This is a genomic window from Streptomyces luteogriseus (assembly GCF_014205055.1).
Lineage (GTDB): Bacteria > Actinomycetota > Actinomycetes > Streptomycetales > Streptomycetaceae > Streptomyces > Streptomyces luteogriseus.
Genome location: NZ_JACHMS010000001.1, coordinates 101621 through 121490, shown reverse-complemented (window position 1 = coordinate 121490; position 19870 = coordinate 101621). Strand labels below are relative to the sequence as shown.

19 protein-coding genes and 1 pseudogene are annotated in these 19870 nt (G+C 68.7%); 12 read left to right on the top strand and 8 right to left on the bottom strand.

Going from position 1 to position 19870, the window contains the following annotated elements; genetic code table 11:
* Positions 1–6: 6 nt before the first annotated feature.
* Entirely contained in the window at positions 7–636 is a 630-nt protein-coding gene (locus tag BJ965_RS00570) for a DinB family protein (protein WP_184906826.1), read from the top strand.
* 74 nt (positions 637–710) lie between these two features.
* On the opposite strand, the gene BJ965_RS00565 is transcribed toward BJ965_RS00570, so the two are convergent.
* Both BJ965_RS00565 and BJ965_RS00560 read right to left on the bottom strand, forming a co-directional pair.
* Positions 711–1001: a hypothetical protein gene (locus BJ965_RS00565; RefSeq protein ID WP_184906825.1), complete on the bottom strand. Its 291-nt coding sequence runs from the start codon at positions 999–1001 to the stop codon at positions 711–713.
* 433 nt (positions 1002–1434) lie between these two features.
* Positions 1435–2634: a PucR family transcriptional regulator gene (locus BJ965_RS00560; protein ID WP_184906824.1), complete on the bottom strand. Its 1200-nt coding sequence runs from the start codon at positions 2632–2634 to the stop codon at positions 1435–1437.
* Between the two features lie 148 nt (positions 2635–2782).
* Between BJ965_RS00560 and BJ965_RS00555 the strand changes: the two genes are divergently transcribed.
* A complete protein-coding gene (locus tag BJ965_RS00555; RefSeq protein WP_184906823.1) occupies positions 2783–4270 on the top strand; it encodes a long-chain-fatty-acid--CoA ligase in 1488 nt (495 codons plus the stop codon).
* A 477-nt stretch (positions 4271–4747) separates the two neighbouring features.
* Here BJ965_RS00555 and BJ965_RS00550 read toward each other — a convergent pair whose 3' ends face one another.
* Entirely contained in the window at positions 4748–5380 is a 633-nt protein-coding gene (locus tag BJ965_RS00550) for a TIGR03086 family metal-binding protein (protein WP_184906822.1), read from the bottom strand.
* Positions 5381–5842: 462 nt separating this feature from the next.
* On the opposite strand from BJ965_RS00550, the gene BJ965_RS00545 reads away from it, so the two are divergent.
* Complete coding sequence (locus BJ965_RS00545) at positions 5843–6676, top strand: PIG-L family deacetylase (RefSeq protein WP_184906821.1); 834 nt, start codon at positions 5843–5845, stop codon at positions 6674–6676.
* A gap of 172 nt (positions 6677–6848) precedes the next feature.
* Here the strand turns inward: BJ965_RS00545 and BJ965_RS00540 are convergent, their stop codons facing one another.
* Positions 6849–8201 carry a cytochrome P450 gene (locus BJ965_RS00540; RefSeq protein WP_184906820.1) on the bottom strand — a complete coding sequence of 451 codons (1353 nt, stop codon included), beginning with the start codon at positions 8199–8201 and terminating at the stop codon, positions 6849–6851.
* Positions 8202–9303: 1102 nt separating this feature from the next.
* On the opposite strand from BJ965_RS00540, the gene BJ965_RS00535 reads away from it, so the two are divergent.
* From BJ965_RS00535 to BJ965_RS00525, 3 genes are all read left to right on the top strand, one after another.
* A complete protein-coding gene (locus BJ965_RS00535; RefSeq protein ID WP_184906819.1) occupies positions 9304–9813 on the top strand; it encodes a DUF6461 domain-containing protein in 510 nt (169 codons plus the stop codon).
* Between the two features lie 124 nt (positions 9814–9937).
* On the top strand, positions 9938–10459 hold the full coding sequence (locus BJ965_RS00530) for a hypothetical protein (protein ID WP_184906818.1): 522 nt from the start codon (positions 9938–9940) through the stop codon (positions 10457–10459).
* Positions 10460–10598: 139 nt separating this feature from the next.
* A complete protein-coding gene (locus BJ965_RS00525) occupies positions 10599–11060 on the top strand; it encodes a GNAT family N-acetyltransferase (protein WP_184916589.1) in 462 nt (153 codons plus the stop codon).
* A gap of 349 nt (positions 11061–11409) precedes the next feature.
* On the opposite strand, the pseudogene BJ965_RS00515 reads toward BJ965_RS00525, so the two are convergent.
* Positions 11410–11930 (bottom strand): annotated as a pseudogene (locus BJ965_RS00515) (IS5 family transposase); the annotation flags it as partial.
* Positions 11931–12411: 481 nt separating this feature from the next.
* On the opposite strand from BJ965_RS00515, the gene BJ965_RS00510 reads away from it, so the two are divergent.
* Both BJ965_RS00510 and BJ965_RS39795 read left to right on the top strand, forming a co-directional pair.
* Complete coding sequence (locus BJ965_RS00510; RefSeq protein WP_184906816.1) at positions 12412–12981, top strand: hypothetical protein; 570 nt, start codon at positions 12412–12414, stop codon at positions 12979–12981.
* Positions 12982–13187: 206 nt separating this feature from the next.
* Positions 13188–13676, top strand: coding sequence for a DnaB-like helicase C-terminal domain-containing protein (locus tag BJ965_RS39795; protein ID WP_376777888.1), 489 nt, complete (start codon positions 13188–13190; stop codon positions 13674–13676).
* Between the two features lie 230 nt (positions 13677–13906).
* Here BJ965_RS39795 and BJ965_RS00500 read toward each other — a convergent pair whose 3' ends face one another.
* The gene (locus BJ965_RS00500; RefSeq protein WP_184906815.1) at positions 13907–14140 is read right to left on the bottom strand and encodes a hypothetical protein; all 234 of its coding nucleotides are present in this window, start codon (positions 14138–14140) and stop codon (positions 13907–13909) included.
* A 533-nt stretch (positions 14141–14673) separates the two neighbouring features.
* Here BJ965_RS00500 and BJ965_RS00495 point away from each other — a divergent pair.
* From BJ965_RS00495 to BJ965_RS00485, 3 genes are all read left to right on the top strand, one after another.
* Positions 14674–15267: an RNA polymerase sigma factor gene (locus BJ965_RS00495; protein WP_184906814.1), complete on the top strand. Its 594-nt coding sequence runs from the start codon at positions 14674–14676 to the stop codon at positions 15265–15267.
* Positions 15264–16241 (top strand): CU044_5270 family protein, encoded by a 978-nt coding sequence (locus BJ965_RS00490; RefSeq protein ID WP_184906813.1) that lies wholly within the window; start codon positions 15264–15266, stop codon positions 16239–16241. The genes BJ965_RS00495 and BJ965_RS00490 overlap by 4 nt, the downstream gene beginning before the upstream one ends.
* A gap of 613 nt (positions 16242–16854) precedes the next feature.
* Positions 16855–17412 carry a DM13 domain-containing protein gene (locus BJ965_RS00485; RefSeq protein WP_184906812.1) on the top strand — a complete coding sequence of 186 codons (558 nt, stop codon included), beginning with the start codon at positions 16855–16857 and terminating at the stop codon, positions 17410–17412.
* Between the two features lie 15 nt (positions 17413–17427).
* Here the strand turns inward: BJ965_RS00485 and BJ965_RS00480 are convergent, their stop codons facing one another.
* Together BJ965_RS00480 and BJ965_RS00475 are read right to left on the bottom strand one after the other, a co-directional pair.
* Positions 17428–17640, bottom strand: coding sequence for a hypothetical protein (locus BJ965_RS00480; RefSeq protein ID WP_184906811.1), 213 nt, complete (start codon positions 17638–17640; stop codon positions 17428–17430).
* Complete coding sequence (locus BJ965_RS00475) at positions 17640–18116, bottom strand: RICIN domain-containing protein (RefSeq protein ID WP_184906810.1); 477 nt, start codon at positions 18114–18116, stop codon at positions 17640–17642. Before BJ965_RS00475 ends, BJ965_RS00480 begins: the two co-directional genes overlap by 1 nt.
* A 1153-nt stretch (positions 18117–19269) precedes the next feature.
* Here BJ965_RS00475 and BJ965_RS00470 point away from each other — a divergent pair.
* Positions 19270–19815: a GNAT family N-acetyltransferase gene (locus BJ965_RS00470; protein ID WP_376777887.1), complete on the top strand. Its 546-nt coding sequence runs from the start codon at positions 19270–19272 to the stop codon at positions 19813–19815.
* Positions 19816–19870 lie beyond the last annotated feature (55 nt).

Here is a 19870-nt window from a genome sequence, read left to right as displayed (position 1 = left end):
TGCCGCATGATCGACGAATTCGCGAAGGACAACCTGCACCGCAGACTGCGGCGGGACCGCGAGGCGCTGCTCTGGAAACTCGACGGATTGTCCGAGTACGACGCCCGCAGGCCTTTGACGGCGACCGGAACCAACCTCCTCGGCCTGGTCAAACACGTGGCCACCGTCGAGGCCAGGTACTTCGGCGAGGTCTTCGACCGGCCTTCCCCGGAATCGCTGTCCCGGTGGCAGGACTCCGACGGCAGCGATCAGTGGGCGACCGAGGACGAGACCCGTGATCAGATCATCGGGTTCTACCGGCGCACGTGGGAACACTCGGACGCGACGATCGACGAGCTTCCCCTCGACGCCCCCGGCCACGTGCCGTGGTGGCCGGAGCCTCACTTCAACACGAACCTGTTCGCCGTCATGGTCCACGTACTCGGCGAGTCCATCCGGCATGCGGGGCACGCCGATATCCTGCGCGAGGGCCTCGACGGCCGGACCGGGGTGCGCGCCGAGAACGAGCAGCAGATCGACGAGGAAGCCCGTGCAGCGTACTGCGCGAAGATCGAGCAGGCCGCCAGGGCATCCTCGTCCAGCTGGAGCGCGACCGCTCGCTCAGCGGGCGCGAGGCGCCGGTGGCCGTGGCGGTGAAGCTGTAGCGGACGTGCGGGTTCAGGCTGCGGTGCTTGATGAGGAGAGCCGGGTGATGTCCGCGACGGCGCGGCTCACCGATCGGCACCGAAGTGCTCGAGGAGCTCATCGCTGCAGTCTTCCGCGCCGGCCCTGCTTCGTGAGAAGGCCAGCACGCCGTCGTCCGTGCCTTCTCGCCTGGCCTTGGCCAACTGCGTCTCGACGTCGGCGATGTACTCGGCGCACTCGGCGCTGACGGGTTCCTCGGGGTGCGGGTCCGGTGCCGAGGCGGCATTCAGACCGGCGGTCGCGGCGACACCCACCGCGCATAACACCATCCACACACCGACCCACGTGCGGCGGCTCGTCCCTGTCTGCTTGCGCATCCAGGCATCCTACGAGTGCCCGAAGGTCTCTCCTTATCGGACGAGCTCCCAGTCCTGTGATCTGTCGGCTGCCCACCGGCCGTCGCACCGGTCAGATACAGGCTCGTGTTCTTGAGTGACTGCAGCCTGTAGAACCCGTCGCTGGTCTTGACGAGGTTCCAGCTGCCCGTCTTGCTGTCGTCGACCCACTGGCCGATAGGCGACTACAAGACCACCTGCACCTCCCAAGGCCCGTCCCGGTACGCCATCGGGGACCCCGAAGGCCTTGTGTCGCTCGGCGGCCGGTTGATGCTGGCCACCCTCCTCCCGATGCTCGGACTCGGCATCGGCGCCGCCATCGTCCTGTCGAACCCCGGTGGCTTTGCCCACGGCGCCCCTCGCACCGCCGGACGGCTCTCTGGGTGCCATCCGCTGCGTCGCCACCGGGTGATGTTCACGAAGTCGCCCGGTCGGCGTCCACAGCGCGGGTCGCCGCAGGGCTGCGAGTGGCCAGCAGCGCGGCGCCGAGGTCCGCCACCGTATGCGGGTCTGAGAGCGAACGGCCCGTCAGCTCCTCGACACGGCGCAACCGGTAGCGCACGGTGTTGGGGTGGACGTAGAGGCTCTGCGCAGCGGTCGTCGCGGAGCCGCCGGCGGCGAACCAGTTCTCCAGGGTCTCCAGCAGACGTGTGCGTTCCAGGCCCGGGAGGTCGAGCACGGGTCTCAGGACGACGGTCATCAGGTGAGCGGCCTCCGTGGGGGCCGCCGCGACGAGCATGGCCAGGGGATTGTCGTCGAAGCGGGCCAGGCCCGGCGCATCCCCGGGCAAGCCTGCCAGTGCGAGGCGGGCGAAGCGCAGGGCCTGCGGTGTGTCACGTAGCGAGGCGAAGCAGGGGCTGACCCCCACGCGCGCGCCGGCGCGACGCAGGATGCGCAGGCCGGCGGCCTCCGCCTCCGGTGTGGGGAGGGCGATGAGCCCGACCTGCTGGTCCGGCAGCAGCCGCCAGGCGGATGGCAGGAGCGACTGGCGCAGCGAGGCCTCCACACCCGCGAGGGGTTCCTCGCCGGGGGAGTCGGTCTCCGCCGCGACGACGGCATACGGCCCGCGCTCCGGCAGACCCAGTTCACGGGCTGCCTCCCACAGCGTGGTGCGGTCGGCGATCACGCCGGTGAACAACGCTTCGACCAGTGCCGAGCGGCGGGCTCCGCGCTGCACGGTCAGCTCGGCGGTGGTCTCCCGGTGCGCGGCCGCCACGGCCTCCGCGTAAAGGCCGAACAGTTGCCAGATCTCCGCCGAGCGGTCCACCAGCTGTGCGTCGGGAACCACGGGGCGGTTGCGCGCCTCGCTGAGGATCTCCGACCACACGAACTCGAAACCGATCCGGTACGCGTGCAGGATGTCCGCCAGCGGCATGCCCTGCTCGGCGCGGATCCGGCCGGTCTCCCTGGCGGGCCCGGCATCCGGCGCGCCGGCCCGGCGCAGGTGCCGCAGGACCAGGTCCGCATTGGCGGTGCACGACCGGCGCAGCGAGTCGAAGGGGATGAGTGACTCGTCCGCATAGGCGGGGACGTCCGACCGGATGCGGTCAGCGATGCGCTCACCCAGCTCCGGAAGCCGTCCGTGGATCGCCGCGACCACGTCTGTGATGTCCATTACCGCAGCTTAGAGCCCCTGTTTTGTTCTCAGGAACAGTTGAGGACAGGGGACGGTGTGGCGTCGTCCATAGGAGGTGGTGGCGGAGCGAAGCACGATGTCGCCTACGTGAACGACGCATTACAACGGTGAGTTCGTGGAGGCGGCGATGGCCAATCTGGCGCAGTTCCTGGTGGAGACGGCGGCCCGGCAGCCGGAACGCCCCGCACTCCGGCTGGGGACCGACACCACCACCTACGCGGAGCTGGACGAACGCAGCGCCCGCGCCGCCGCACTGCTGCGAGCCGCAGGCGTACATCAGGGCGACCGCGTCGCCCTGATGCTGCCCAACGTCCCCGAGTTCGTCGTCCTCTACTACGGTGCCCTTCGCGCAGGCGCGATCGTGGTGCCGATGAACCCGCTGCTCAAGGAGCGGGAAACCGCCTACCACCTCACCGATTCCGGCGCTGTGCTGCTCCTCGAATGGCACCGGGCGCCGGGGGAGGGCGCCCAGGGTGCGGCCGCCGCCGGAGTACGGACCATGGTGGTGGATCCTTCGCCCTTCGCCGAGTCGCTGGCGGGACACGAGCCACTGACCGACGTGGCGCGGACCGCGGACGACGACGTGGCCGTCCTGCTGTACACCTCCGGCACCACCGGCAAGCCCAAGGGCGCCGCTCTCACCCACGGCGGGCTGCGCCACAACACCGAGGTCAACGCCGTCCACGTCCAGCGGATGACGCCCGACGACGTGGTGGTGGGGTGTCTGCCGCTGTTCCACATCTTCGGCCAGATCTGCACGATGAGCGTTGCCGTCCGCAGCGGCGCCTCGCTCACGCTCGTCCCGCGCTTCGATCCGCAGGCGGTGCTGGACACCGTCGCCCGCGACCGGGCCACGGTGTTCGAGGGTGTTCCGACCATGTACGCGGCCCTGTTGCAACACCCGACGGAGGCGGACGTGTCGACGCTGCGGATGTGCATCTCCGGCGGAGCGTCATTGCCGGTGGAGGTCCTGCACGGCTTCGAGGAGCGCTTCGGCTGCGCGATACTGGAAGGCTTCGGCATGTCGGAGACGAGCCCGGTGGTGACCTTCAACCACCCCGACCGGCCCCGCAAGGCGGGCTCCATCGGTACCCCCATCAAGGACGTGGAGGTCCGCCTGCTGGACGAGAAGGGCCAGGACGTGGGCTCCGGCGCGATCGGCGAGCTGGTCGTGCGCGGCCCCAACGTGATGAAGGGCTACTGGAATCGCCCCGAGGAGACGGCGGCCGCCGTCCCGGACGGCTGGCTGCGCACCGGGGACATGGCCCGGCAGGACGAGGACGGCTATTTCTACATCGTCGACCGGAAGAAGGACATGATCATCCGCGGCGGCTACAACGTGTATCCGCGCGAGATCGAGGAGGTCCTGCACGAGCACCCTGCCGTCGCCCTGGCCGCGGTGGTGGGCGTTCCGCACGAGAAGCTCGGCGAGGAGATCGCGGCCGCGGTGGTGCTGCGCCCGGGCGCGCAGGCCACACCGGAGGAACTACGCAAACACGTCAAGGGCCGGGTCGCGGCGTACAAGTACCCCCGGCTCGTATGGCTCGCGGACACGTTGCCGATGGGGCCGAGCGGCAAGATCCTCAAGCGGGAGATCACCGCACCGGCAGGGTGAGCCGCACGCCGCGGCGGCTCTTGCCGCTCGGGCCGCCTCCCGGGGGGACCGCCTAGGACGACCGCTTCTCGACCGCGGTCGTCTGCCCCGCCCTCCAGAGTTCGATGCGGTTGCTCGCCGAGTCCGCCCGGGCCCGCCTGCTCGCCGAGCTCGACCGAATCCATAGCCACTGGCATCGCGCACAACCCGCGCGACCTCTGCAGTACGAGACGGTTGCAACGCCGGTGGCGGACCGGCCGGGCCGACGCATGCGGCCACATGACGAGCAGACGGACCCGCGACCGACTGCCCGCGCCACACCCCTGCCCGCCGCCGAACTGTGCGACCCGGTAGCAGAGTTGGCCGAACGCGGCGGTCAGGTCGCGTCCCCCTGCTCCACCTCGTCGCGGACCGGCCGTACGGCTACGAACGGGTGAGGCGGAGTGCCCGCGGCGGTTGCACTCGCTGTCGGCCCGAGTGCCGTGCCGCCGTGGTCGCCTAGTCACCGCGTAGGGAGCGAGGGGCTTGAGGCGCGATCCAGCGGGGGTCGCGACCGAGGTAACGCAGGAGGACCGCCACGTCGTCGTCACCCTGCTCGGGGGCCAGGGCGGCGACGTACGCGCCGCGCGGGCGCAGCGGCTCGACGATCTCCCTGGCAATCCTGAGCAGGAGGCGGGCCAACTCGGGCGTGAGCGGCGACGGCCGGCCCGTCGCCACGGCGATGTCCCAGGCGTGGACCGCTGCGTCCAGCCCGCACGCCGCCGAGCCGGACCACGGGGACATCTTGTGCGGCGGCACCGGCGTGGGCACCTCGGCGGCGTCCCGGTCGACCCCCGCCCATGCATGCGCCGCGCGTGCCAGGCCGTCCCCGAGGAATGCCTCCGGGTCCACCCCCTCCATCTCGCCCGACGGGTCGAACGGATCGAAGTCGGGGCCGGGTTCGCCGGTCAGTGCGGCGGCGTAGCCGATCTGGTCGCCGACGGCGTGCTGGAAGACCTGGGCCACGGTCCAGCCGGTGCAAGGCGTCGGCAGCTGCCAGCCGTCGGCGGGGACGGCGCGGACGGCCGTGCGCAGTGCTTCGTGGGAGGCGTCCAGGATGTCCCAACCGCTGGGGATCATGCCATCGCTCATCGGAGAGCCCCCTCTCATGGTGCCCTCACAGTGATGAATGCTGTCGTCATGCGTCCACTCTCGGCCCGTGTCGACGGGAGAACCAGCGCCCTCTGCGACGATACGGCTGCCGGCGCCAGGGTCCACGGCTGTCCGGCCTGCGCAACAAGATCGTGCGGTCTCAGCGCCCGAGATCGGGGTCGCCAGCGGGTCGGTGTCGCCCGGACCGGACTGATCCGCGATGGTGTGATCGCAGTCGCGCCTGCATCTCGTCCGCGCTGAACCCCGGCGCATGGAAACCAAGCGGCCGCGCCGGGAACAGCCGGTCCGGCCGACACCGTTGCATGGACCGAGGGGCCGGCGTCGGGCGGGCGGGGAAGCACGGAGACCACCAGGTCGTCCGTCCCGCCATCCGGGCCCCCGGTTCGCGGTAGGCCCACCGCGCGCTGGGATCAAGACGTATTCCTGCAGGAGGACTGTTTCATGACTGACCGACCTTTGACGCTCATGGCCGTACACGCGCACCCTGACGACGAGGCCACGGGAACCGGGGGTGTCCTCGCGCGGTACGCGGCGGAGGGCATCCGTACCGTTCTCGTGACGTGTACCGACGGCGGCTGCGGTGACGGACCGGGGGGTGTCAAGCCGGGCGATCCCGCGCACGATCCGGCGGCGGTGGCCCTGATGCGCCGTCAAGAACTCGAGGCGAGCTGTGAGGTCCTGAAGATCGGCGATCTGGAGATGCTCGACTATGCCGACTCCGGAATGATGGGCTGGCCGAGCAACGACGCCCCCGGCTCCTTCTGGCAGACCCCCGTGCAGGAGGGCGCGGCCCGGCTCGCGGAACTCATGCGGCACTACCGACCTGATGTGGTCGTCACCTACGACGAGAACGGCTTCTACGGCCATCCCGACCACATTCAGGCCCACCGCATCACGATGGCGGCGCTGGAGATGACCACGCTGTCACCGAAGGTGTATTGGACTACGATGCCCCGCTCGATGATGCAGCGATTCGGTGAGATCATGCGCGAGTTTCATCCGGACATGCCGGAGCCGGATCCTGCCGAAGCCGCCGCGATGGCCGAGATCGGCCTTCCCGACGATGAGATCACCACGTGGGTGGACACCACCGCGTTCAGCGGTCAGAAGTTCGACGCGTTGGCCGCGCACGCCAGTCAGGGCGAGAACATCTTCTTCCTCAAGATGGGCAAGGAGAGGTTCGGCGAGTTGATGGGCATGGAGACCTTCGTACGGGTCCAGGACGCCACCGGCGCGGTCGTACCCGAGAACGATCTCTTCGCCGGACTCCGCTGATCCTCCTGTCCGACCGGCCGGTAAAGCGCATGAATTCGCGTCGCCTGACCCTCAGAGATTGCGGGGGAGCGCGGCGCCCTTCGCGGTCGATGCCTTGCTGGTGTCTCTCACGGGACATCAGCAAGGCCGGCGGCTCATACCTTCTCATCGGTTGTGTGGGTTGTGTTTTGGGTCAGTGTGGCTGGTGGTGGGGGAGGACGGTCATGCGGAGGGGGTGTGGTCGTATGGTGAGTCGGGCGATTTGGCGGACGGTGTGGTTGTGGGGGAGTTGGAGTCGTATTGAGCGGAGTATTGTTGCGATAGCGGTGATCATTTCGGTGCGGGCGAAGCGGTCTCCCATGCATTTGTGTTTGCCGTCTCCGAAGGGCAGGAAGGCGCCTGGTGGGGGTTGTTGTGCGGGGTCGTTCCATCGGTCGGGGTCGAAGGTGAGTGGGTTGGGGAAGCGTTGGGGGTCGCGGTGCAGGGCGTGCTGGCAGTAGGCGAGTTCGGTGCCGGGGGGTAGTGTCCACCGGCCGAGGCGGGTGTGTTCCGTGGTGCGGCGTGTGACCAGCCAGCCGGGGTGGTGCAGCCGTAGGGTTTCGGTGATCACCTGGTTGAGGTAGGGCAGCCGGGTCATGTCGTCGAGGGTGACGGGCCGTTTGCCGAGGACTTCGTCGAGTTCGCTGTGGACCCGGGCTTCGATGTCGGGGTGGCGGGCGAGTTCGTACAGCGTCCAGGACAGGACGGATGCGGTGGTCTCGGTGCCTGCCACGGCCAGGGTGAGGATCTCGGAGCAGATCTGATCTCCGGTCAACGGTTTGCCGGTTTCCTCGTCGATGGCGCGCAGCAGCATGGAGAGCATGTCTGCGGTGTCGTGTCCGGAGGCCTGCAGTGTTTCGACGGCGGTGTTGACGGTGGCGCGTACGCCGGCGCGGGCCCGGTCGAAGCGGCGGTTGAAGGGCAACGGCAGGCGTTCGGCCCAGTCGGGCAGCATCAGGCGTATGCCGACGCCGTTCATCACCACCGACAGATCGCTGCGCAGTCGGCGGAAGACGGCGTCGTCGAGGCTGCCGGCGAACACGGTTTTGGCCAGCATGTCGAGGCTGAGTGCGACCATCGCTTCGCGTACGTCGAGGGATTGCCCGGGTTTCCAGGTGGCGACTGTGGCTGTGACCTGGGTGCGCATGATGTCGACGTAGCGGCTGATCTCGGTGTGGGCGAAGGCCGGTTGCAGCTGGCGGCGTTTGCGTACGTGAGGGCGGCCGGTGGCGGTGACGACGCTGTCGCCCAGCAGTTGGCCCAGTTTGTCGTAGAGCCGGCCTTTGTCGAGGGTGGGTGCCAGGGCTTTGAGCATCTGGTGGATCAGGGCCGGGTCCTGGACCACGATGGTGCGCGTTCCGGGTTGCAGCACGATCTCGATGAGGGGTTCTCGTGTGTCGCGCAGTGAGTCGATGAAGCCGAGGTTGTCGCGCATTTTCAGTGCGTGGCCGATGAACGGAAGCGATCCTGCAGCCCGGGGTATGGGGGGAGGCGCAGCGGACGTCACGGGTCATCCCTTTCACGGCAGTCATGGACGTCCCTATGGCTTCCCTGGCCCGTCCCGGGCGCAATCCCGTCATGAACGTGTCCCTCGCCACGTGGGGCGGGCTGGTGGGGGGCCGGGGGCCCGTGGCCGGAGGGTGGTGCAGGGGGTTCCGGCGGCGAGGGGGCGGGTGAGTCGACCGCCCGGGCGCTGCGTCGTTCCCTCTGTGTCCCTTCCGGCCGGCCCGGCCGCCGCGTCGCCGGGCGGGCCGAACGTGCTCCCGCCGGGTCCTGGGCTGCCTTTACGACGAGGACCGGGACCGGTTGCCCGTGCTCGGTGACGCTGTGGAGGGCGCCCCCGAGGCCTGGGGCGGTCTCTTCGGGGCTTCTGCCTCGACGGGAAGGCCGGCCTGGGGGAGATGCTGGTGGGTGCCGGCGGCCGAGCCGCGCGCTGTCACTGCCGGAGGCCGGCCGGTGATGGAGATCGCCGGGATGCCACACGGGCTGATCCGCTGGACCTTCCGGCGTGGCGACCAGATCGCCGCCTGCCTGGAGGCCTTGGAGCGCGTGTGCGTCAGCGCAGTCTGCCTGGAGTACGAGTACGTCACCGCTGCCCGCCTGGAGGTCTTGGAGTACGAGCAGGTCTACGCCGTCGATGACGACGGTGAGCGGTGTCTCCAGTCCGCAAGCGTCGCCAGCAGGTCTGTCGCGAGCCGAAGCCCAGCTACCTCGCTCACCTGGCCCGGCCTGAAGCAGGGCAAGATGCGCCGGCGAACGGCAAGTGCGCCTGTGCCAGCATGCCCAAGAACCAGAACGAAGGAGTCGGCGGCGACCTGGGCGGTTCACCAAGGCTCAGCGACTCCTTGGTGATGACGGATGCTGGGTCGACGCAGAATGCAACCTGCAATTGCCGTATCCCGCGTTGCTGGGCGGCCGCAGCCGGCAAGGCGGGCCGGCCAGCGACGGCTGAAGCCGTGACAAGGAACCCGACGGGGCAGCACAGTGACCAGTGACATCTTCCCGAACCGCCAGCTCTACCAGCTCGGTTATTGCGCCGTCCTCGCAAAGGGCGTCGCACCCGCGGAACTTTTGGCCGTGTAGGAGGCGAAGGCCTCCACCTCGTCGCTTTGCCCCGCACCGAGACCGCTCACACTGAGGCCCTCGGCGAGGACATCGACGAGGACGACGTGCCCGACGTGACGTTGGATCAGCTGCAAGACAGCGGAGTCCTCGCCAGTGACGGCCCCGTCCTTAGGGCCGGCGAACACGATGGCTGGTCACTCGTGATCGAATCCGAGGGCTCCTATCTGGCGGCAGACGACATGGTGAAGTCGGTGTCCCGGGAGACGGTGGCTCTCTCGCTGCGGGACAGGGAGTCGGGCTCCTGCTGGATCTCCTACGCTGAGGACGGCGAGATCCTCTCATCCTTCGATCCGCTCTTCCCGGACCATGAATACGGCACGCGGCCTGAGGTGCTCGAGCAGCTCACCGGGCATGGGGCAGCAATCAGCAACGGGGATCGAGCCGACGCGTACGCGAACGCGGTGCGAGCGATCCATCAGAGGTTGCAGTGCACGGTGCCGCAGGAAGCAGATGAGAGCCGCCTCCTCACACTCAAGATCGCAGATGAGTACTGAGTCGACGATGGCCAGGCCCACCGCGACCACCTGCCTCTGCCTCATGCACCTGCGTCGCGGTGTGAGCGGATCGGGCTGTATCGGCGCGTGCATGTCGTCGGCCGGCCGCGGGCAATGCTGAACTATGGCTACGGATGGTGGCGTTGCGGCCGGAGTGCAGGTCTGCTCGCTCAAGGTCGATACACCTCAGCTGATCTCGCCGGGCGCCACGTACACGATCGTCCGGTTCCCCTTCGGAGCGGCGGAATCGACGGACCGATTCGAGATGCACCAGGCGGTCCAGCCGGACGGCTACGTGGTGAGTGACTGGACAACAGACGACCGTAGCGGCCTGATCTGGCCGTCCAAAGCCGGCTGGGGACACCTGCACGCGATGATCCAGTGGGAGTCCGCCAGCGGCACGGCCGGCTACACCGAGCTGCGCGACCAGTACGTCCGTGACCCGCTGGGCCTGACGCCCCACCCCAACGACACCACGGCGACCGAGCATCGCACGCCGACGCCCGGCGGCCAGTACTACGTCAAGAACCACGGCGTCTTCGTTGTCCCGGGCACCCCGGTTGCGCTCCGTGTCACGCACAACGACGCCAACCCGCGCCTGTTGACCCTCGCTGAGTTCAAGCTCGTCATCCACGACGCCGCCTAGGGCCTGTATCGAAAGTGTCTGGTTGTGACTCTGTGGCCTGTGTTTCTATGCCGGTGTGAACATCGAGAGCTTCGGGGTGCCGGATGAGAGACCGAGCCGCTGGGTCCGGCAGAGGGCTGATGGCGATGTCGAGGAGTGCGTGCGGGTCCTCGCGGAGGTCCATGCGCGCGACGGCTATCCGGTGAACTGGCCGGATCTGCCCGGCGAGTGGCTGTCACGCGGTCCCCTGCTGGGCTCCTGGGTTGCCGAACTCGAAGGCCGCCTGATCGGGCATGTCAGTTTGTCGCAAGGCGGCGAAGGCGATCTGGCCCCGAAGTTGTGGAGCGAGCGAAACGGGGCGACGCGGGGTATGACCGCCGTGGTCAGCAGGCTGTTCGTTGCCCCGCAGGCGAGGGGACATCAGATCGGTGCACTGCTGATCGGCCAGGCAGTGGAGGAAGCACGGCGTCGTGGCCTGCATCCGGTGCTCGACGTCGTCGCATCCGATGCCGCGGCGGCAGCCCTGTATGAGCGGCTGGGCTGGGAGCTGATGGCCACAGTCGAGCAGCAGTGGAGTCCGCACCAGACGGTGGCCATCCGCTGTTACGCAGCGCCATCGTGACGTGATCAGTCATAGCCACTCGTTGATGGCCGCGGCGAGGACGGTCGCCTCGTAGCGGACCGCGAGCCAGTCGTACCTCGTGGCAACGGCCCGGTGCCTTTTGAGGCGATTGATGCCGCACTCGACTGCGTGCCGAGCTTTGTGGTCGGACTTCTGGCCCTATTCGATATGCGTGCGTTTCCGGCGGATGAGTGCTTGGCCGTAGCCCGGTGTCCGATCTGGCGCCTCGTACAGGTATCACCGCTCGTCAGTGGCGTTTCAGGCGCTGTTCTGGCAGGCAAGGTGTCGGGCATGGACATCTCGCCGTTCCTGCAGCGCAAACTCGCCCGGCGCTTCGCCACCTTCGACACACTGCCGGGACCTTGTCGAGCAAGGGCAGCAGCTGGGTGACGTCGTTGCGGTTGCCGCCGGTCAGCGATACCGCGAGCGGGATGCCCTGGCCGTCGGTGAGGACGTGATGTTTGCTGCCCGGACGTGCGCGGTCGACCGGGCTGGGACCGCTTTTTGGGCCTCTGCGGGTCGCCCGGACGTGAGAGGAGTCGATCACCGGCCGCGACCAGTCGAGCTTCTTCGCTGCCCGCAGCTTCTCCAACAGCACCAAGTGCAGTTCGTCCCAGACGCCGGCCTCGTTCCAGGCGGCCAGGCGCCGCCAGCATGTCATCCCTGAGGCGAAGCCCAACTCCTGCGGCAGGTACTCCCACTGGATGCCGGTGTGCAGTACGAACAGGATCCGCACAAGGCCTGGAGGTCCGGGACCCGAAGTCTGCCCTCGACCAGCTTCGGACCCGGCTCAGGCAGCAACGGCTCAATCAGCAACCACAGTTCGTCCGAGACGATCCACGGTCGCGACTCCCTCTTTCCCACGACCAGACCAACGAGCAACCAAGCCGACCGTCACATGACCAACAGCTTCTGTCAGGACCTCTTAGAGACCCAATCTGTCGGCCGGACAGGCCGACAGGGCAAGGCCTTGAGCAGTCCCCAGCCGCTCTGACACCCGTGGCGGCGAAGGGTGCCAGGCGGTGTGGCGGGGGACGCTCCACGAGTCTGGTCTGTCACCGGGTGCGCCGGATGCGCGGGCGTGCCCAGGTTCAGAAGCTATCGAATTTCAGACGGCTCCCGCGAGATCGGCCCTGATTGCCTCGGGACAGACGATGGTGCGGCTCCGTGCGCCCCTGGTGGTCTCGAAGCGCGGCCGCGCCTCCAGCGCCCCCCTCACGGGCGGTTTGGCATCCGGAGCAGGTCAGGGCTTGCCGCAGGACTGTGACACTCGAATGGCTGCGGGGGGATGACCTGGCCATCGGGCCGGAACCGTCCGTATGCCTTCCGCCGACCAAGGGGAGAAGCAAGCATGGCGAACGAGCTGAAGTACGGCGACCAGGTCCACCTGCAGAACGGCTACAGCAGTTGGGCGGGCGGGTACCTGGACACCAACGGCCACAGCAGCGACGGCGGGGCGAAGTACGCGGTGTCGACGGCGGACTCGCCCACGCGGGGAGCGGGCACCGGAACCTGGCAGATCCTCTCCGCCGCGGGCAAGGCCGTGGGCGCCAACGTGGTCAGCGGGGACCTGGTCTACCTGCGCAACCTCTACGGCGGTGACGGCGGCTACCTCGACACCAACGGGCACGCGACCGCCGACCAGCAGAACAGCGGCGGCAAGTACAACGTCTTAACGTCCAAGGACCAGGACCGCGCCCCCGGTACCGGCCGCTGGCGCCTTTTCGCCCAGGCGTCCAGCCCCGGGGACCAGAACGTCCGGCCCGGCGACGTGATCCACCTGTGGAACACCTACGGCGACAACGGCGGCTTCCTGGAGACGAACGGAGGCGGACCCTCCGGCGGCAAGTACGACGTGTGCACCAACGCCTACTACAACCGGGCCCAGAACGTCGGCGACTGGAAACTCCACCGCGCGTAGGCCGGCACCGGTGCCGCCACCACCGTGGCCCGTCCGATGCTCCTGAAGACCACGCGGAACCCGCCCTGGACCGGGAGGCCCAGGGCGGGTTCGCGGCCTTCGGCCGCGGGGCACCGCGGCGCGGTGAGACTGTGACTGGCCCCCTTCGGAGCGGACCCTTTGCCCGCCCCGAACCGGGGGGAGAAGATGCCGACCCCGACGCCCACTTGGCAGACCCGCTGTCGGCGTCGGAGACGATCGCCGCCCACCAGGCGGAGCTGGAACCGCTCGTCGCCGACGCCGACCAGGACGATGACACGTTCGGCCGGTTCGGCGACCGACTGGACGCGCACCTGAACAGCCTGGCCGTGTCCGTTCCCGCGGCCGCCGTCACCGGATTCACCGAACTGGACAGCCCCATGAAGCTGATGCCCGGGCAGATGATCCTGGTCGCCGCCCGGCCAGCCATGGGCAAGTCCGCGTTCGCCTTCGGCGTGGCCACCGCGAACGCGAGCAACGGAGCTCTCCATCGCACCGGCAACGTGGGCGCTGCCACCCTCCCCCTCCCCCTGCAGCTCGCCCTCGCTGCCGAGGCCTACCCGGGCCCGGGCCGACAGGATCCGGTTGCTGACTTCCGCGCGGCCCATGTCCAGGCTGTGCACGAGCGTGGGACGGCCAGCGGTGCCAGTGGCGGCGTGATACTGATCAACTGGTAGACCGGCCAGCGACCGTGCTTCCGGGTCTGCTCCAGCTGAGGGCAACCCGGGGAGCCGTGAAGGCACCGCGAACACCTGGTTCCACCGGGCCGTATCCGCCTCTGCGCCCGCCAGCGGGCCCCAAGGTCGCTGCGCGGCGGCCCCCGGCTGGTCGCCGTCCCCAAGGAACTGGTGCCATGTGACTGCTGGGTGCGGCCCGGGCGTTGACGAAGCTTCCAGGCTGGAGGAGTTCAGTGGTGCGTGCTGTTGTTCCCCTTGCCGGCTGCTTTCGTGTTCGCGTTGTTGTTCGATGCTTCCGAGAGGGTGCTGTTGACGAGCGATCCCAGGACGTTGACGGAATCCAGGGCGGCGGCGTTGTCGAGTGCGCCGTCGACGACCCCGGCCTGCGCGGGGGCCACGGAGGCAAGTGCTGCGCCGGCGGTGAGTGCCGTGATGGCGATGATGCGTGAGGGCGACTTCTTCATGCCGTGATCAACTCCCGCAGCGCCTGCGGGACACGGTCCAGTGCAGCTGATCGCTGACGCGCATGAGGCTGGACCCCATCACGTACGACCTGGCCACGCTGGAGCATGTGCTGGCCGCTCCGCAGCCTGCTGATCTGGGACAGCCGGCCTGCCCGTCACGCCCCCGGCGCGTACAGCTCCCCGGACGTCAGAGGAGTCGACCGTGAGCGCCGCTGTCCGCCACCGCGACCGCAGACGATCCCCGAGCAGATGGGCACCGCCAAACAGGGAACGCGCAAGAACGGCCCGGGCGGGACAACATCACGGGCCCCGGGGAAGCCTCCCCGGGGCCCGGCATGACCCGGCCCGTAGCATCGGGGCGGCGTGCGCAAGGCCCGGGGCGGGCAAGGGCGCTGGCAGCGCTGCGGGAGGCCGCGTAGGTGTGCGTCGCCTTGGGGCGGCGGCGTGAACCCGTTCGTCGCCATGTGGCAAGTACTGGGTGTGAGCACCCACCATCCTGACACCCACCGACCCCACCGACGGACGGACTGTCCATGACCGACCTGGCCGGCGGCGACGCCGAGCTCATCGCGGCCTCTGTGGAGGACCCCGAGCGTTTCGCAGCGCTCTTCGACCGACACGCACCGGCGATCCACCAGTACGTCACCCGGCGGCTGGGCCGGGACGCAGCCGACGACGTCACCGCGGAAACGTTCTTGACGGCCTTCCGGATACGGGCCCGGTTCGATGCGGCCCGAGCCGGCGTGCGGCCCTGGTTGTACGGCATCGCCGCCAAGGAGATCGGCCGACACCGCCGACAGGAGGTGAAGGCGCTGAAACTGCTCGCCCGCACCGGCCACGACCCCATCGCCGACAGCTGGACCGACTCCGCTGACGACCGTCTTGCCGCCGAAGCCGCCGCCCGCCCCCTGGCCGAGACGCTGGCTCGACTGTCCGCGGGCGACCGGCACGTCCTGCTGCTGTTCGCCTGGGCCGACCTCAGCTACCAGGAGATCGCGGAGGCCCTCGACATTCCCGTCGGAACTGTCCGCTCCCGCCTCAACCGCGCCCGCCGCAAGCTGCGCCGCGCGGCCGGCGCAGGCGGCCCTCTCGTCGAAGCTCGCATACACGAAGGTGACCCCGCATGAACGAGCTCTCCGTGCTCCGCGGCCTGCGCGCCGACGCACCCCTTCCCGACGCCGACCGGCTCGCCGCGCCGCGAGCCCGCCTCACCGCGGCGATCCACCAGGACACCCGCCGCGGGCGCGCCGCCCTTCCCCAGCGCCGGATGATCCTCGTCGGCGCCGCCACCGCAGGGGCCCTCGCAGTGACCGCCGGGATCATCTCGGCTCTGCCCGGAGACAGTTCCGGCGCCTCCGCGCCGAAGGGCCCTCAGGTGCTGTCGGCAGGCGCCTCCGCCGACACGCTCGAACTGGCCGCCGCGACCGTCGAGAAGCACGACGGGACCGAACCCGGCCCGAAGCAGTGGGTGTACGAGAAGGAGACCGTCTTCGGCCAGGACAAGCCGCGCACCGATGAGGAGTGGACCCGCTGGGACGGCACCGGGCACGCCAATCTGCCCGGCATTGCCCCGGCCGGTGACATCTCGGGCTTCGACCCGGACAAGCTCCAGGTCTGGTACGGCCCCAACCAGGAGGAGAAATGGAAGAAGGAGGGCTACGATGACCGCTCCCAGCGGCAGTTCTACCGCTTCCTCGACACCCTGCCGAGCGACCCCGACCGCATGATGAAGCGCATCCGCGAGGAGCACGCCATCGGTGACATCAAGGGGGAGACGCGCGCACAGCGCGACTGGCGGGAGATCAACGTGCTGTACCGCTCGGTGCTGATCCCGCCGAAGGTCCAGGCGGGCCTGTTCCGGGCGCTCGCGAAGATCCCCGGCGCCCGGGTGACGACCGGTGTGAAGGACCCGCTCGGCCGTGCGGCGATCAGCGTGAGCGTGCATTACGCCGAGAAGATCCCGTCGGGCTGGCAGGGCAAGCAGGAGATCTTCTTCGATCCCGAGAGCTATGCCTACCTCGGGACGAGCAAGGCCGACGGGCTCGTCGTCAGCGCCCGCGACGCCTGGGGCGTCGTCGACAAGCCCGGCGCCCGCCCCTGAGCACCCGCCAGAAGCGCCCGGTACGGGGTTCGGACTCATGCCTCCGGCGTTCCGGACCTCGCATCGGGCTGGGAGCGGCCCGATGCGCTGACGGCGACAGTTACGGGTGCCGCACCTAACCCTCGGGCGGCGTCATCGCTCTCCGGGCCTGGTCGCGAGGTACGTGGCCCGTGCTCGACCCTGCTGTCGTACCGGGTGGGCAATTGCGAGCGTGTGCTGGCGGCCTTCCGGTGCACGACCCCGGTTCACGCCGGGACGACGTGCGGCCGACGCTGTGGCAGGAGCTAGCCCGCGGCCCAGCCGGTTCGAACTGCGGGCCGCCGCCCCGGACGGGCCCTGGCGCACCTTCGCCACCCTGAGCTTGGATGCCGCGACGAGGAAAGCCCGTGTGGCTCATCATCGGGCTCATTGTTCTCGTAGCCTCTTGCAGTGCCTGCCGGGGTCGTTCGGCGTGTTCGGGAAGGACCAGCGCGTGCTAGGCGTTGTGGCCGTCGGTCGTCCCGATGGGCGTGACAGCAGCGTAAGGGTTCCGTCATCTCCTGCGGGCTACGGGACGACAGCTCGCCGCGTTGAATGGGGAGCGACAGGCGGACTCTTGAGGGGCGAGGCAAGGATGAGGCGCGCGCGGAAGGCACTGACCAAGCCGTTGGTCATCGGGGTGCTAGTGGTGGCGGTTGCCGGGGTAGGTTTCGGGCTGTACTGGTTCCAGCCGTGGAAGCTGTGGCAGGACGAGACCGTCCAAGAGGCTCTGCCCGAGATAGTGACCACATCCGCCCCACCAACGGCGGTGGCCGAGACGCCTTCCTCACCGGTCGGGCCGCTGACGCTGGCGAGTGGTGAACTGATCAGCCACGAACACGCGACATCGGGCACGGTGAAACTCGTACAGCTGGCCGATGGCTCCCACGTCGTTCGGATGGAGAACCTCGACACCAGCAATGGGCCGGACCTGCGCGTGTGGCTGACCGACGCACCTGTGAAGGAGGGGAAGTCCGGCTGGCACGTCTTCGATGACGGGAAGTATGTCAGCCTGGGCAAGCTCAAGGGCAACAAGGGAAGTCAGAACTACGTCCTGCCCGACGACGTCGACCCTGCTCGCTACACCAGCGTCAGCATTTGGTGTGACCGCTTCGACGTCTCCTTCGGTGCGGCCGAACTCGCCCGCGCCTGACGTCTGTGCGCGGTCTCACGGGACCGCGCATGATGCTGTGCCGTCCCCGGGCGCAACAGTGGCACCGTGGACGTAGCCGGACGGACAGTCGATCTCTGCTCGCACCACGTTGGGGGTGCTGGAAGCGGAGGAGGGAACGGCCATCGGGGCGAGCGCCAGGGCGGCGATCGCCGCCGTACGCATCAGGATCTTGAGCACGTGGCGGAGGGTGTGCTGGTCGGGAGTCATCACTGATCCTGTGAGGAGGGGTAGATCCGCCAGAGCTGGGAGAGGTTCGGTCCGCCCCACATGCGGGTCAGGCCCACCAGCCGGTCGTTGCCCGGGAGATGGTCGGCGATGGCCAGGGCGTATCGGGGGTGCACGACAGAGACCAGGTAGAAGTCGTTGCCTCGCTCGGTGTGGGAGACCAGCCGCCAGTGCTGGTTGAGGCTGTCGGTGGGTTCTCGGAGGGTCACGGTGTCGGGCGGGTTGGCCCCTGCTGTGAGGCAGCGCTGGTTGGCGTAGGACTCGATGCGCACGGTGCCGTCGGCGTTCTGCCGCAGGAACCACCGGTGGGAGTTGTTGTCCTTGGCGAACGGGTCCTGTGCCCAGGTCTGGGTGTGGTTGCCGACACCGTCGTGCCAGTCGTTGCACATGAAGTAGGTGCCGGTGACGTGGTGAGTCATGGTCACCGAGCCGCCCGCGAGCAGTACGAGGTCGGTCACGTCCGTGCTCCTCAGCCTCGAGAGTTCTTCATGGGAGAGGGCGCCCCTGAAACTCAGGGTAGCCAGCAGGCTGTTGCTTCAACGCACGGTGAACCGGTCGTTTCGCTAGGTCAGAGCCTGTCCAGGGGGTCTCGAACACATAGACGGCACTACACAGACCCACTGACGCAGCGTCACCCACATGTCGCGCACGCGAAGCAACGGTGCGGAAACACACCGCTGGATTCAAACGGGCGAGCGTGAACCCCTCGTGGCTGGCACGAGTGGCAAGAACGAGAACCAGACAGCCGTTTCGACGATGTGGCTGTCTCATTCGCCTCCCTGTCACGAGAGGCGCCGGGCCCGGGACGGCCGGCTGAGCCGCGGGGTGCACCTCACGAGGAGGCGCTGGCGGCTCTGGCACGGGCTGGGGTTCCCGCGATCCGTCGGCACGAGAACTCCAGCCGGCCGAATCATGGGACGGGGCTGACGGTGACGTCGGTGCCGGGCGTCGCGTCAGCGTCGTCTACAGGGCGGGCCGCGTGTTCTGTGCTGCCATGCGACGGCGCAGTCCGCGCCGCCGGACTGTGGCCCGGGCGAGGGTACGAGAGTGCGCGTGTCGTGGAGGCTGTCGCCGAAGGTGCTCAGTAGACGGTTGAGGCGGTTGGTTGGGGTTTCCGCGATTGTCGGACAACGCTGGTGAGGAGGACTCGTGTGCCTCGTGCCAGTGCGGGCGGAAGAACGACGGTTCCCCGTCCAGAGCGCGGATGAGAGCACTGATTTCTTCCCAGGTCCCGGGCCTCTCACCGTGAAGGATCCGGCGGATGCCGTGTGGCTGACGAGTTGCCCGGTAGCGACCGCGAGGCTGAACGGGGAGGGACAGGCTGCCCGCTGGTACAGGGTGCGCAGCGCCGCAGCAAGTGATGCGCCGGAGTCCGGCTCTCCAGGCGGAGACTCCTGGCGGGCCCGACGAGGGCGGATGCCGTGGCGGTCGCGTTCGTCCTGCCACACCTTGAGCACGGCGTCGTGTGTCCGCTCCGAGGACCAGGGCGATTCTCACGTCCGACAGTCCCCAGGGGCCGGCATCCCAGGCACCGCCGCAGTGAGTGTTTTCGAACCTGAGCTCTGCGAGAACCGGAGTGACAGGGGCCCCGTGATGGGCGAGACTCCGGCCGTGCGTGATCACGTAGAGACTCCATCCGGGCTGCTGCTGCGTCGATGGGCCGGGCTGGATGCCCGCCCTGTGATGAGTGCGTTTGCAGACCCTTTGATGCGTGGGCAGTCTGAGGAGGCGATCGACTCGCAGGACGCTGCGGAACGGTGGATTTCGGGGTGGATGGAGCGATGGGACGCGGGGTCGGCGTTTGCCTTCGCCGTGGTTGATGAAGGAGGCGCCGTACTCGGAAACGTCGCCGTTGGTGCCGTCGATCGGCGTCATGCCACCGGCTGGGTGTCGTACTGGACGACGTCCACGGCCCGCGGGCGGGGGGTTGCCTCGCAGGCATGCAGGGCTCTGGCACGGTGGGCGTTCGATGACGCTGAGCTGTTCCGCCTCGAGCTGGGCCACCGGGTCAACAACCCCGCGTCGTGCCGGGTCGCTGCCGCCGCTGGCTTCGCGGCCGAGGGACTTCAGCGGCAGAAACTCGAATACGACGGCGTGCGCTATGACGTCGAACTCCACGCAAGGCTGGCAAGCGACAAAGAACCGTCACTCCGGTAGAGAACCAATGAGGCGGGCACCTTGCGCGGCGGGTTCCGCCTCGGACCTCAGGCGT